General features: G+C 63.8%; 13 protein-coding genes. 4 read left to right on the top strand and 9 right to left on the bottom strand.

Features of this window, described 5'->3' with window-relative positions; translation table 11 throughout:
• Positions 1-178 precede the first annotated feature (178 nt).
• The gene (locus tag AC19YT_RS16555; RefSeq protein WP_500610638.1) at positions 179-1,081 is read left to right on the top strand and encodes a LysR substrate-binding domain-containing protein; all 903 of its coding nucleotides are present in this window, start codon (positions 179-181) and stop codon (positions 1,079-1,081) included.
• A gap of 244 nt (positions 1,082-1,325) precedes the next feature.
• Here the strand turns inward: AC19YT_RS16555 and kynU are convergent, their stop codons facing one another.
• Positions 1,326-2,576 carry a kynureninase gene (kynU, locus tag AC19YT_RS16560; RefSeq protein WP_500610639.1) on the bottom strand — a complete coding sequence of 417 codons (1,251 nt, stop codon included), beginning with the start codon at positions 2,574-2,576 and terminating at the stop codon, positions 1,326-1,328.
• A gap of 170 nt (positions 2,577-2,746) precedes the next feature.
• Between kynU and AC19YT_RS16565 the strand changes: the two genes are divergently transcribed.
• Positions 2,747-3,220, top strand: a complete 474-nt coding sequence (locus tag AC19YT_RS16565; RefSeq protein ID WP_500610640.1) for an Lrp/AsnC family transcriptional regulator — start codon at positions 2,747-2,749, stop codon at positions 3,218-3,220.
• Between the two features lie 48 nt (positions 3,221-3,268).
• Here AC19YT_RS16565 and AC19YT_RS16570 read toward each other — a convergent pair whose 3' ends face one another.
• The 8 genes from AC19YT_RS16570 to AC19YT_RS16605 form a co-directional block, all read right to left on the bottom strand.
• The gene (locus AC19YT_RS16570; protein ID WP_095107757.1) at positions 3,269-4,042 is read right to left on the bottom strand and encodes a 1,6-dihydroxycyclohexa-2,4-diene-1-carboxylate dehydrogenase; all 774 of its coding nucleotides are present in this window, start codon (positions 4,040-4,042) and stop codon (positions 3,269-3,271) included.
• Positions 4,043-4,051: 9 nt separating this feature from the next.
• Complete coding sequence (gene benC / locus AC19YT_RS16575) at positions 4,052-5,065, bottom strand: benzoate 1,2-dioxygenase electron transfer component BenC (protein ID WP_095107756.1); 1,014 nt, start codon at positions 5,063-5,065, stop codon at positions 4,052-4,054.
• A 10-nt stretch (positions 5,066-5,075) separates the two neighbouring features.
• Positions 5,076-5,564, bottom strand: coding sequence for a benzoate 1,2-dioxygenase small subunit (benB, locus tag AC19YT_RS16580; RefSeq protein WP_095107755.1), 489 nt, complete (start codon positions 5,562-5,564; stop codon positions 5,076-5,078).
• Positions 5,564-6,922, bottom strand: a complete 1,359-nt coding sequence (gene benA, locus AC19YT_RS16585; RefSeq protein ID WP_095107754.1) for a benzoate 1,2-dioxygenase large subunit — start codon at positions 6,920-6,922, stop codon at positions 5,564-5,566. Before benA ends, benB begins: the two co-directional genes overlap by 1 nt.
• A gap of 224 nt (positions 6,923-7,146) precedes the next feature.
• Positions 7,147-8,103 (bottom strand): AraC family transcriptional regulator, encoded by a 957-nt coding sequence (locus tag AC19YT_RS16590; RefSeq protein WP_095107753.1) that lies wholly within the window; start codon positions 8,101-8,103, stop codon positions 7,147-7,149.
• Positions 8,104-8,228: 125 nt separating this feature from the next.
• A complete protein-coding gene (gene catA, locus AC19YT_RS16595; protein ID WP_095107752.1) occupies positions 8,229-9,158 on the bottom strand; it encodes a catechol 1,2-dioxygenase in 930 nt (309 codons plus the stop codon).
• Between the two features lie 92 nt (positions 9,159-9,250).
• Positions 9,251-9,541 (bottom strand): muconolactone Delta-isomerase, encoded by a 291-nt coding sequence (catC, locus tag AC19YT_RS16600; RefSeq protein ID WP_095107751.1) that lies wholly within the window; start codon positions 9,539-9,541, stop codon positions 9,251-9,253.
• A gap of 12 nt (positions 9,542-9,553) precedes the next feature.
• A complete protein-coding gene (locus tag AC19YT_RS16605) occupies positions 9,554-10,702 on the bottom strand; it encodes a muconate cycloisomerase family protein (protein ID WP_176465071.1) in 1,149 nt (382 codons plus the stop codon).
• Between the two features lie 136 nt (positions 10,703-10,838).
• Between AC19YT_RS16605 and AC19YT_RS16610 the strand changes: the two genes are divergently transcribed.
• The gene (locus tag AC19YT_RS16610) at positions 10,839-11,714 is read left to right on the top strand and encodes a LysR family transcriptional regulator (protein ID WP_095107749.1); all 876 of its coding nucleotides are present in this window, start codon (positions 10,839-10,841) and stop codon (positions 11,712-11,714) included.
• A 402-nt stretch (positions 11,715-12,116) separates the two neighbouring features.
• Positions 12,117-13,520, top strand: a complete 1,404-nt coding sequence (locus AC19YT_RS16615) for an amino acid permease (RefSeq protein WP_095107748.1) — start codon at positions 12,117-12,119, stop codon at positions 13,518-13,520.
• Positions 13,521-13,574: the final 54 nt, after the last annotated feature.

The following is a 13,574-nucleotide window of genomic DNA, read 5'->3' on the forward strand; positions in this document are numbered from 1 at the left end:
TCCCCCCTGCACGCGAGGCTGGAAATGCGCGATTGGCGCAGGCAGACTCTTGTTTCCCGATAGGCACACGCATCAGTAACAAGCGGGCTTGCCCGCGCTGGAGTGCGTAGCGCGCCTCGGGTTTTAGGGCCGCTACGCAGCCCAGCGCGGGCGAGCCCGCTTTCTACAGGGCCAAACCATGCACTTCGACCTGACTGACCTGCGGCTTTACCTGAACATTCTCGACTGCGGCAACATCACCGCCGGCGCGGCGCGCAGCCATTTATCGCTGTCGGCGGCCAGTGCGCGGGTGCGCGCAATGGAGGTGTCGGCGGGGGTGGCGTTTTTCGAGCGCGGGCGCCGTGGCGTCTACCCGACGCCCGCCGGCCAGGCCCTGGCACGGCATGCCCGGGCGTTGCTGCAACAGGCCGAGCACCTGCAACAGGAACTGGCGGAGTACGCCAGCGGGGCCAAGGGCCAGGTGCGCTTGCTGTGCAACACCACGGCCCTGAGCCAATACCTGCCCGAACGCCTGGCGGATTTTCTACACGCACACCCCAACCTCACTATCGACGTGCAGGAACTGCCCAGCCAGCGCATCACCCACGCCCTGCGCCAGGGCGCGGCGGACCTGGGCATCATCTGCGACGCCGTTGACCGCCAGGGTTTACACAGCCGCGCCTTTTGCGACGACCCGCTGGTGTTGATCCTGCCGCTGGACCATCCCCTGGCCGGCGCCCCTGAGTTGACCTTCGCCCAGACCCTGGGCCACGACTATGTAGGCCTGAACGCCAGCAGCGCCCTAGCGATTTACCTGGAGGAACAGGCTCTGCACTGCGGCCGGCGCATGCAGACCCGCATCCGCGCCGAGGGTTTTGATGGGGTGATACGCATGGTGGCCCGTGGCGCCGGGCTGGGCATCGTCCCCCTGGCCGCCCTTGAACGCGGGCCGGCACCACAGGCATTGCACCGCCGCGAGCTGCATGAGCCCTGGGCGCGGCGCAAATTGCTGCTGTGCGCCCGTTCGTTCGAGCAACTGCCCGGCTATGCCCGGGCGCTGCTGGAGGCGTTGACCGCCCCCGCAAGCTTTTCGGCGGCTTGAGAACCGCCATCGCGAGCAGGCTCGCTCCCACTGGGGGATAGGCTCCCCAAGCGCAACCCTTGTTGGAAGTCGTCACGCTAGGTGCCTCTTTATTAGTGTGGTTGCACGCGATTGGGGGTGTATCAGGCTAACTTGCCATCCACCCTGTGGGAGCGAGCCTGCCCGCGATGGCTATGCTCCAGCCGCGAGAGTTCTGCTGGCTGTACTGGCCTAATCGCGGGCAAGCCCAGGCCCATAAGGAGTGTCACGTCACGCTATGACGCACCTGGAATTCTTCCCGGGCCCAGGTTTTCTGGCCGAGGATCTCGCCCAGGATCTCGACCGCGTCGAACACTTCGCTAAAGCGCGTGTACAGCGGCGTGAAGCCAAAGCGCATGATCCGCGGTTCGCGGTAGTCGCCGATCACGCCCCGGGCGATCAAGGCCTGGACCACCGCGTAGCCCTCGGGGTGCTCGAAGCTGACGTGGCTGCCGCGCTGGGCGTGCTCACGCGGGGTGACCAGGGTCAGGCCGTGGGTGGCGCAGCGTTTTTCCACCAGCGCGATGAACAGGTCGGTCAGGGCCAGGGATTTACGGCGCAGGCTGGCCATGTCGGTCTGGTCGAAGATGTCCAGGCCGCATTCCACCATCGCCAGCGAGGTGATCGGTTGGGTGCCGCACAGGTAGCGGGCGATGCCGCTGCTCGGCGCGTAGGCGGTTTCCATGGCGAACTGGCGGGTGTGGCCGAACCAGCCCGACAGCGGCTGGTTGACCAGGTCGCACAGCGCCGGCGCAACCCAGACGAACGCCTGGGAACCCGGGCCGCCGTTGAGGTACTTGTAGGTGCAGCCGATGGCGTAGTCGGCACCCGCGCCGTGCAGGTCCACCGGCACCGCGCCGGCCGAGTGGGCCAGGTCCCAGATCGTCAGCGCGCCGCATTCGTGGCTCAGGGCGGTGAGGGCCTGCATGTCGTGCATGTGGCCGCTCTTGTAATTGACGTGGGTGAGCATCACCACGGCTATGTCCGGGCCGATGGCTTGCGGCAACTGTGCCGGGCTGTCCACCAGGCGCAGGGAGTAGCCCTGTTGCAGCAGGTCCGCCAAGCCTTGGGCGATGTACAGGTCGGTGGGAAAGTTACTGCTTTCAGTGACGATCACCCGCCGCTCAGGCGCCCGTTGCGCCTGCACTTGCAAGGCCGCGCTGAGCACCTTGAACAGGTTGATCGAGGTGGTGTCGGTGACCACCACTTCCCCCGGCCCGGCGCCGATCAGGCCGGCGAGCCGGTCCCCCAGGCGCTCGGACAAGGCGCGCCAACCGGCGCTGTTCCAACTGCGGATCAGGCCATTGCCCCATTCCTCGGCGATCACCTGTTGGGCCCGGGCCAGGGCCGCCACCGGGCGCGCACCGAGGGAGTTGCCGTCGAGGTAGATCACCCCCTCGGGCAAGGCAAACTGCTCGCGCAACGGCGCCAGCGGGTCTTGCGCATCGAGCGCCAGGCAATCGGTTCTGCTAGTCATGGAAGGTCCTGTCAGGGAAACACGCATCGGTGCGGCCAACCGCAGCCGGCCTCGTGAAGCAGATGATGAACCAGGAACCGGAAAATTTTCGTGCAAAGTGCAGCGTTGCATCGGCACTATTGCGAAGAAAATTCGATTCCAACTCCAATAATCGCGGATTTATTCAAACCATGACTCTGGACTCCACCGACCTGCGCATCCTGCATTTCCTGCAACAGGACGGGCGCATCAGCAATCAGGAACTGGCCGAGAAAGTCGCCCTCTCCCCTTCGGCCTGCCTGCGGCGCCTGCGCCTGCTGGAAAGAGAGGGCATCATCACCGGCTACCGCGCGGTGCTCAACGCCGAACGCCTGGGCATCGAGCTGGAAGCCATCGTCCATGTGTCCCTGCGCCAGGACGTGGCCGACTGGCACGAAACCTTTATCAAGAAGGTGCACTCCTGGCCCGAAGTGGTCACCGCCTACGTCATCACCGGCGCCAGCAACTACGTGCTGCGGGTGCAGGCGCGCAACCTCAAGCACTTCTCCGATTTCATCGTCAACCACCTCAACCGCACGGCGGGCGTCACCGACATCCGCTCGGAAATCGTGTTGCAGAAGATCAAGGAAAAGGAAGAGTTGCTGGACTTGGTGGTGCGCAAGTAGGGGCGGTGACCACGCCCCTCATGGCCGCGAGCCTCTGTGGCGTTCAGTTCAACCCTGGTCCCCACCGCCCACCGGCATGACCATGCCGGTGATGTACGAGGCGTCGTCCGAGGCCAGGAACAGGATGGCGGCGGCCTGTTCGTCGATGGTGCCGTAGCGTTTCATCAGGGTGCTGTCGCGGGTCTGGTCGACGATTTGCTGGTACCAGATTTTCTCTTGCGGTGACTGTTCGGCGCTGTTGCGCGGGATGCGCCGTGGCGGCGCTTCGGTGCCGCCCGGGGCGGTGGCGTTGACGCGGATGCCGCGTTCGGCGGTTTCAAAAGCCAGGCACGCGGTCAGTGCATTCACGCCGCCCTTGGCCGCGCCGTAGGGCACGCGGTTGAGGCTGCGGGTGGCGATCGACGACACGTTGACGATCGCCCCGCTGCCCTGCGCCAGCATGTACGGCAGCGCCGCGTGGCAGCACCAAAGCGTGGGGAACAGCGAGCGCTGCACTTCCTTGGCGATTTCGTGCGCTTGGTAGTGCTCGAACGGCTTGGCCCAGATCGTGCCGCCGACGTTGTTCACCAGAATATCCAGGCGCCCGAAGGCCTCGATGGCCGCCGCCATCACGCGGCTGCATTCTTCGTACTGCTCCAGGTCGGCGGTCAGGGCCAGCACTTTGCCGGGCAGTTCATCGCGCAACTCAAACAGCAATTCGGACCGGTCGACCACCACCAGATGCGCGCCTTCGGCGGCCATGCGCTCGGCGACGCGGCGGCCGATGCCCTGGGCGGCGCCGGTAATCAGCGCGACCTTGCCAGCAAAACGTGCAGTGCTCATGGGCTGTCCTCAGGCCGCGCTGGCGGCGAATTTTTCGTAGTAGAAGTTCGCCGGGGCCACGCCCTGTTCGGCGAGGAAACGGCTGACGCCATCGACCATTGGCGGTGGCCCGCACAGGTACACGTCGACATCGCCGCCGTTCAGGTGCTGGGGCTCGATGTGCTGGGTCACGTAGCCCTTGAGCGGGTGGGCGCTGTCGGGGCTAGCCACGCAGGCGCTGAAGGTGAAGTTGGGAATCTGCGCGGCGAAGGCCTGCAAACGCTCCAGCTCGACCAGGTCGTGGTCGTGGGTGACGCCGTAGATCAGGTGCAAGGGGTGCTCGCTGCCCTGCTCGGCAATGCGCTCGAGCATGGCGGTGAACGGCGCCAACCCGGTGCCGCCGGCCAACAGCAGCAGCGGGCGGCGGATATCGCGCAGGTAGAACGAGCCCAGGGGCCCGGCCAGGTTGATCGGGTCGCCGGCCTTGGCCAGTTCGGTAAGGAAGCGGCTCATCAGCCCGCCCGGCACGTTGCGGATCAGAAAGCTGACTTCGCCGTCATGCTGCAACGAGCTGAAGGAGTAGGCGCGGGTCTGTTCGCTGCCCGGCACTTGCAGGTTGACGTACTGGCCCGGCAAAAACGCCAGTTTGCTCAGGGCCTCGCCCTTGATCGACAGCGACAAGGTGCTGTCCGACAACTGGCGCACCTGGCTGATGGCCGCGGCGTAGCTGGCCTGCTGGGTGCGGCACACCTCGGAGGAGGCCGGCACCCGCAGCACGCAGTCGCTTTGCGCGCGCATCTGGCAGGTCAGCACGTAACCCTGGGCGGCTTCGTCTTCGCTCAAGGCGTCGTCGATGTAGTCCTCGCCCAGTTCGTAGCGGCCCGCCTCGGCAAAGCACTTGCAGGTGCCGCAAGCGCCGTCACGGCAGTCCAGGGGGATGTTGATGCCTTGGCGGTACGCCGCGTCGGCCACGGTTTCGCCGGTTTCAGCGGCGATGAAGCGGGTGACCCCGTCTTCGAAATTCAACGCAACTTGATAGGACATGGCCCCAGCCTCACAAATGGTAGATGTCGATGACCTGGCGAACGTAGTCGTTCTTCAGGATGACCTTCTTGGCCTTAATCAGCGGGGTCTGGCCGCGCACATCCAGGGTGTAGAAACTGCTGCCGAAGTAGCTGTCCACGGTTTTGTAGCGAAAGCTCAGGGTGTGCCAGTTGAAGCGCACCTTGCACAGCCCGTCGGCCTGTTCCAGCACCTCGACGTTGCTGATGTTGTGGGAGGTGCGGGTGTCGGGCACGGTGGCGCTGGAGCGCTCGGTCTTGATGCGAAACACGCGGTCTTCCAGGCCACTGCGGTTGCCGTACCAGATCAGCGAGATTTCACGTTGGGGGTCTTGGGTCAACTCGTCGTTGTCGTCCCAGGACGGCATCCAGAACGAGGCGTCGGCGGCGTAGAGTTCCAGCCAGTTGTCCCAGTCCTTGTCGTCCAGGTAACGCGCCTCGCGGTAGAGGAAGGCGCATACCGCTTCATGGGCAATGCTCATCACAGGGCCTCCACGGGGATGTGCTTGGCCTGCTCGGCGGCCAGGGCCTTGAGCATGGTTTGCTGCCAGTATTTGTGTTGCAGCACGAACAAGCCTTCGTCTTCGGTGCGCACGCCGCTGAGCAGCGGGTGCAGGTCGATTTCCCGGGCGGCGGCGTCGGCGCCTTCGACCCAGTGCTCGGCCCCGCGGGACATGTCGTTCCAGCCTCCGGCGCCCTGGTAGCCGAGCTGGCAGGAGCGGAACTCTTCCAGGTCATCCGGGGTGGCCATGCCGCTGACGTTGAAAAAATCTTCGTACTGGCGGATGCGCTTGGCGCGTGCCTCGTCGCTCTCGCCCTTGGGGGCGATGCAGTAGATGGTGATTTCGGTGCGGTTGACCGAGATCGGCCGGGCAATGCGGATCTGCGAGCTGAACTGGTCCATCAGGTAGACGTTGGGGTACAGGCACAGGTTGCGCGAGTTTTCGATCATCCAGTCGGCGCGGGCCTTGCCGAAGCCTGCGGCGAGTTCGTCGCGGCGCTCGTAGAGCGGGCGGTCCTCGGGGTTGGCCCAGCGGGTCCAGAGCAGCAGGTGGCCCTTGTCGAAGGAGTAGAAGCCCCCGCCCTGCTTGGCCCAGCTCCCGGCGCTCATGGTCGGGTTGCAGTCGCCGGCCTCGCGCTGTTTGCGCTGGTTCTGGGTGGCGGCGTAGTTCCAGTGCACGGAGCTGACGTGGTAGCCGTCGGCGCCGTTCTCGGCGGTGAGTTTCCAGTTGCCTTCATAGATGTAGCTGGAGGAACCGCGCAGCACTTGCAGGCCATCGGCGGACTGGTCGACGATCATGTCGATGATTTTCGCCGACTCGCCCAGGTGTTCCACCAACGGCACCACATCAGCCTTGAGGCTGGCGAACAGAAACCCCCGGTAGGACTCGAAGCGCGCCACTTTGGTCAGGTCGTGGGAGCCTTCGCAGTTGAAACTCGACGGGTAGCCCGCTTCGGCCGGGTCCTTGACCTTGAGCAGCTTGCCGGAGTTGTTGAAGGTCCAGCCGTGGAACGGGCAGGTGTAGGTGGCACGGTTGCCGGTCTTGTGCCGGCACAGCATGGCGCCGCGATGGCTACAGGCATTGATGAAGGCATTGAGCACGCCGTCTTTGTTGCGCGCGATAAAGATCGACTGGCGGCCCATGGTGGTGGTGTAGAAGTCGTTCTTGTTGGGGATCTGGCTCTCGTGGGCCAGGTACAGCCAGTTCCCTTCGAAGATGTGCTCCATTTCCAAGTCGAACAGCCGCGGGTCGGTGAACATCTCGCGCTTGCAGCGGTAGACGCCCTGTTCGGGGTCATCCTCGAGCATGGAATGAAGGTATTCGGGTCGCAAAGACATGGCCAAAGCCTCCGTTGTTATTGTTCAGGCAAGGCTCATGCTAGGCAGGCGCAGGTGGCGGCAATATCCGCTTTGTGCAGATCGCTATCCGTTTTGTGCAGGGAGGGCCTTTGAAATCGCTATCGCAGGCAAGCGCAGCGCCACTTGGCCCGCTCCGTGGGAGCGAGCCTGCTCCGTGGGAGCGAGCCTGCTCGCGATGGCGCCCGCTCAGGCGCCACGCAACCTCAATGCCGGCGCTTGAGGGTATCGGAGGGCAACTCGCCAAACTGCTGGCGGTAGCTTTGCGAGAAGCGCCCCAGGTGCAAAAAGCCGTAGTCCATGGCCAGTTCGGTGACGTTGCGCACGTTGCAGGTGTCGTCGCTCAGGCAAGCGCGCACGCGTTCGAGTTTTTTCAGGCGGATGTAGTGGCTCGGTGTGGTGTGGGCGTGGCGCTCGAACAGCGAGTAGAGCGAGCGCAGGCTCATGCGCGCCTGGCGCGCCAGGGCTTCGCCGTCGATGTCCTGCTTCAGGTGCTGGTCGATGTAATCGACTATGTGCTCGAAGGTCGCGTCCCGCGAACTCAGGTGGGCGCGGCGTACGTTGGTCTTCATCAGGCTGAGCATTTTGCCGGCGACAATCTGCGCGTAGTGCTCCTGCACCTTGGGCATCGGCTCACCCGCCTCGGCTTCCAGGCAGACCATGGCCAGCAGGTTGACGAAGCCGTCCAGCTCGCCAAGGGTGTAGCGGTTTTGCAGGAAGCGCACGCCGGTTTCCGGGTAGAGCCAGCGTTGCTCCAGGCAAGCGGCTTGCATCAGGTGCGTGGGGATCTTGAGGATGAATTTTTCGCAATCGGCGGAATAGGTCAGGTCCACCGGATCGTCGGGGTTAATCAGCAACAGCTCGCCCGGCGCCAGGTAGTGTTCCTGCTGGTGGCCGCGCCACAGGCAGTGGCCGCGCAGCAGCACTTGCAGGTGGTAGATGGTTTCCAGGGCCGGCGAGGTGACGTGCACGCTGCCGCCATAGCTGATGCGGCACAGGTCCAGGCTGGCGAATTTGCGGTGGTTGAGGCTGGCCTCGGGGTTGGAGGCCCTGGGCAGATGGATGCAATGGGCGCCGACATGCTGGTTGACGTAACCGGACACCGCGTAGGGGTCGGCCCGCTCAAACACCAGGCTGCGCTCGCTCAGCAGATGACTTTCCATAACCAGGCACTCTAATTGTTGTTATTTAGCCGCGAGTCTATCCCAGTGGCCTGTACTGCCCGCGCCAATAAAAATGCCGCGAGATAAACGGTCGGTTATCTCGCGGCGGGGCACAGGGGCCGGGGTCAGTCTTCCAGGGCGCGCACACGCTCCATGCGTTTTTGCTCCACGGGCGCGGCGGCCGGCTGCAGGGTGAAGTCAAAATCGATCTGCGCGAAACGGCCCTCCACACCCAGTTCACGGGCCTTGGCCTGGTCTTCGCTGAAGCGGATCTCGGCGATCAGCTCATCGCGGGTGGCGTAGGCGAAGTCGTCGTGCAGGTACGGGTCGCCCGACAGGTTGATCTGGGTGGTCAGGTGGCGGTGGCCCGGTGCGGAGATAAAGAAGTGGATGTGCGCCGGGCGCTGGCCGTGGCGGCCCAGTTGATCGAGCAGTTGCTGGGTCGGGCCGCTCGGCGGGCAACCGTAGCCGGACGGCACGATGCTGCGAAAGCGGTAGTTGCCTTGGGCGTCAGTCTCGATGCGCCGGCGCAGGTTGAATTCCGACTGGGTGCCGTCGAAGTAGGAGTAGGTGCCGCCGGTGTTGGCTTGCCATACATCGACAATCGCGCCCGCCAGGGGCTTGCCGTCGGTGTCGCGCACCTGGCCCTGCATGAACAGCACCACGCCTGGGTCCTGGCCGTCGTCCAGCCGCGCTTCGTACTTGGACAGAGGCGCGCCGGCCACGTAAAGCGGGCCTTCGATGGTGCGCGGGGTGCCGCCGGATTTACCGGCCTGCTCGTCCTCGGCGTCCATCAGCAGGTCCAGGTAGTGCTCCAGGCCCAGGCCGGCGGCCAGCAGGCCGGCTTCCTGGCTCTGGCCCAGTTCGTTGAAGTAGTTGACCGCTTTCCAGAATTCTTCCGGGGTCACTTGCATGTCTTCGATGATCGCCACCGAGTCCCGCAGAATGCGGTGGATCAGCGCCTTGGCACGCGGGTTGCCGCCGTCGTTGAGGCTGCCGCTGGCTTCTTCGAGAAACTTCTGGGCGTGGGCAGTGTGGGAGATTCTGACTGACATGGTGTTAGGTCCTCATCTTGTAATTATTGGGTGCAGCACGGCATGGAGCCTGATGCGGTGCCCTGTAGGCGCCGCGCCTCAGGCGATGGCCCTTAACGGTCGTCTTCGCGAATCGAGGAAGGGTGCCGGCACAGGGCATTGACCTCGATGGCCATGTAGGGATAAAGCGGCAATTGCATCAGGGTGTCATGCAGTTCCTGCACGCTGTCGACATCGAACACGCTGTAGTTGGCGTACAGGCCGGCGATGCGCCACAGGTGGCGCCACTTGCCCTGTTCCATCAGGCGCTGGGCCAGGGCCTTTTCGTCGGCCTTGAGGCGCGCGGCGTGCTCGGGGTTCATGTCGAGCGGCAGGTTCACGGTCATCTTTACGTGGAACAACATGGGGCTCTGTCCTCAGGCGTGGGAAAGGGTCACGGACGACTTGTCGCGGCGGAAGAACGCCAGGCGTTCTTCATCCAGGCTCAGGCCCAGGCCCGGCTCGGTCGAGACGTGCAAATGGAAATCGCGGTAGACCAGCGGCTCGGCCAGGATATCTTCGGTCAGCAGCAGCGGGCCGAACAATTCGGTGTCCCAGGCCAGTTTGTTCAGGGTCAGGAACGCATGGGCCGAGGCCAGGGTGCCGATGCCGCCTTCAAGCATGGTGCCGCCGTACAGGCCGATACCCGCCGCTTCGGCAATCGCCGCCGTGCGCAATACCGCACGCGGGCCGCCGTTTTTCGCGATCTTGAGGGCGAACACCGAGGCCGCGCCTTCGCGGGCCAGGTTGAAGGCGTCTTCCACGCACTCGATGGATTCGTCGGCCATGATCGGCGCCGGGCTCGACAGGTTGAGGCGGGCCATGCCGGCGCGGTTGTTGCGCGAGATGGGTTGCTCGATCAGGTCGATGCCGTTGCTGCCCAGCACTTGGCAGGCCCGCAGCGCCACGGCTTCGTCCCACGCCTGGTTGACGTCCACCCGCACGCTGGCGCGCTCGCCCAGGGCTTTTTTGATGGCGATGACGTGGGCCAGGTCGTTGTTCACCTCGCCGGCGCCGATCTTCAACTTGAAGATGCGGTGGCGGCGCAGGTCGAGCATTTTTTCGGCTTCGGCGATGTCTTTCTCGGTGTTGCCGCTGGCCAGGGTCCAGGCCACCGGCAGCGCATCACGCACCCGCCCGCCCAGCAGTTCGCTGACCGGCAGGCCCAGGCGCTTGCCCTGGGCGTCGAGCAAGGCGCTTTCAATGCCGGACTTGGCGAAGGTGTTGCCACGGATGCTGCGCTCCAGGCGCAGCATGGCGGCGTTGATGTTGCACGCGTCCTGGCCGACCAGCAGCGGCGCGAAGTGACGGTCGATGTTGGTCTTGATGCTGTCGGGGCTTTCGTTGCCATAGCTCAGGCCACCGATGGTGGTGGACTCGCCGATGCCTTCGATGCCATCGCTGCAACGCAGGCGGATAATCACCAGGGTCTGATGCTGCATGGTGTGCATCGCCAGCTTGTGCGGGCGGATGGTCGGCAGATCGACGATGATCGTCTCGATCGATTCAATGGCGCTTGCGTGCATTTCTATACCCATCAGGTTCTTTACTTGTTTTGCCCGATTCTGCCCGCCATTTTTTTGGGCTGCCAATATAGAATTGGTCTCAATCGATACCTACAGGGTATTGTTCATCGTCATCACCGCGTTGCGAGGACTGTCCATGGAGCTGCGCCATCTGCGTTACTTCCAGGTGCTGGGGGAAACCCTCAACTTCACCCGCGCCGCCGAACGCCTGCACATCGCCCAACCGCCCCTGAGCCGGCAGATCCAGCAACTGGAAGACGAGTTGGGCGTGGTGCTGCTCGAGCGCGGCCGCCCGCTGCGCCTGACCGAGGCCGGGCGCTACTTCTATGAGCACGCCAAGCTGCTGCTGGAACAACTGGGCAAAACCTGTGACGACACCCGGCGCATCGGCCTGGGGCAAAAAACCTGGCTGGGCATTGGCTTCGCGCCCTCGACCCTGTACGGCATGCTCCCGGACCTGATCCGTCGCCTGCGCACCGACGACACCCTGGAGCTGGAACTGGGCCTGTCGGAAATGACCACCTTGCAGCAAGTCCAGGCCCTCAAGGCCGGGCGCATCGACGTGGGGTTCGGGCGGATCCGCATCGACGACCCGGCCATCGTCCAGCAAGTGCTGATCGAAGATCGCCTGGTGGCCGTGCTGCCCACCGGCCACCCGCTGCTGGCCGGGCCGACCACCCTGGCGGAACTGGCCAAACAACCCTTTGTGCTCTACCCCGGCAACCCGCGCCCCAGCTATGCCGACCACGTGATCGCCCTGTTCGACGCCCATGGCCTGGTGGTCAAGGTGTCGCAATGGACCAACGAATTGCAGACCGCCATCGGCCTGGTCGCCGCCGGCATGGGTGTCACCGTGGTGCCCGCCTCCGTCCAGGCCCTGCACCGCGCCGACATCGGTTACACGCCCATCGTGGAAACCACCGCCAACTCACCGATCATCCTCAGCCGCCGGGTCAACGACCAATCGCCGGGGCTGACCCATTGCCTGCAATTGGTGCGGGAGATGCTGTGAGGGGGGATTTGATTGTTGGGTGAACAACACCTGTGGGCGAACCTGGGTGGGAGCGCGCCTGCTGGCGATGGCGATGTGTCAGCTAGCCACTGCAGTGCCAGGTGCGCCGCCATCGCGGGTTAGTCCGCCCTCACAGTAAAAATCCCGACATAACAGAGCAATGCTTCCCACACAAAAAACACCCATTACCTACTATCCGGACTCCCTTCGCCCATTAACCGGATAGACCCCCGCCCCCGCCGGTCCTTCTAATGCACCTACCGATTGGCCCTGGAAGGCGTTCAGCTGTGTTCCGAAAAGTTTACCGAGGGTAATATCTGACCCCTCTGTGAGAGAGGTGTGTCAAACGTGCAGGATTTTTCCGACCACGCCTGAAAAAACAACAAGTAAAAAGGGAATGTAATGGCCGATGACATCGTAAATCCGGTTGGCCTCAAGCGCGGCTTGAAGAACCGGCATATTCAACTGATCGCGCTAGGAGGTGCGATTGGCACCGGGCTGTTCCTCGGCTCGGCGGGCGTACTCAAGTCGGCGGGGCCGTCGATGATCCTCGGCTATGCGATCGCCGGTTTCATCGCGTTCCTCATCATGCGCCAACTGGGTGAAATGATCGTCGAAGAGCCCGTGGCCGGCTCGTTCAGCCACTTCGCCCACAAATACTGGGGCGGCTACGCGGGCTTTTTGTCCGGCTGGAACTACTGGGTGCTCTACGTGCTGGTGGGCATGGCCGAGTTGACCGCTGTAGGCAAGTACATCCAATTCTGGTGGCCGGAAATCCCCACCTGGGTCAGCGCCGTGGTGTTCTTCGTGCTGGTCAACCTCATCAACACCCTGAACGTGAAGTTCTTCGGTGAAACCGAATTCTGGTTCGCCATCATCAAGGTGGTGGCGATTGTCGGCATGATCGTGCTCGGCTGCTACCTGCTGTTCAGCGGCGAGGGCGGCCCGCAAGCCTCGTTCAGCAACCTGTGGAGCCACGGCGGGTTCTTCCCCAATGGCTACAGCGGCCTGCTGATGGCCATGGCGTTCATCATGTTCTCCTTCGGTGGCCTGGAACTGGTGGGCATCACCGCCGCCGAGGCCAGCGAGCCGCGCAAAGTGATCCCCAAGGCCATCAACCAGGTGGTGTACCGGATCCTGATTTTCTACGTCGGTGCCCTCACCGTGCTGCTGTCGCTGTACCCGTGGGACCAGTTGCTGCAAACCCTGGGCGCTTCGGGCGACCCATACAGCAGCAGCCCGTTCGTGCAAATCTTCTCCCTGATCGGCAGCGACACCGCGGCGCACATCCTCAACTTCGTGGTCCTGACCGCGGCGCTGTCGGTGTACAACAGCGGCGTGTACTGCAACAGCCGCATGCTGTTTGGCCTGGCCGAACAGGGCGACGCGCCCAAGGCGCTGATGAAGCTCAACAAACAAGGCGTGCCACTGCGGGCCCTGGGCGTCTCGGCGCTGGTAACGCTCTTGTGCGTGGTCATCAACTACGTGGCGCCCCATAACGCCCTGGAGTTGCTGTTCGCCCTGGTGGTCGCGTCCCTGATGATTAACTGGGCGCTGATTAGCCTGACCCACATCAAGTTCCGCAAAGCCATGAAGGAACAAGGCGTGGAAACCGGGTTCAAGACCTTCTGGTTCCCGTTCAGCAACTACCTGTGCCTGGCGTTCATGCTGGGGATTATTGGCGTGATGCTGGCCATCCCGGGCGTGCGCGCCTCGGTGTATGCCATCCCGGTGTGGGTCCTGATTATCTGGGGCTTCTACCTGCTGCGCATGAGCAAGGCCAAGGCCCTTAGCACCGCGCAGTAACGCCTGAGCGCAACATCAAAAGCCCCGGCACTCGCTGAGTGTCGGGGCTTTTTT

The sequence above is a fragment of the Pseudomonas sp. MF08875 genome (assembly GCF_059862525.1).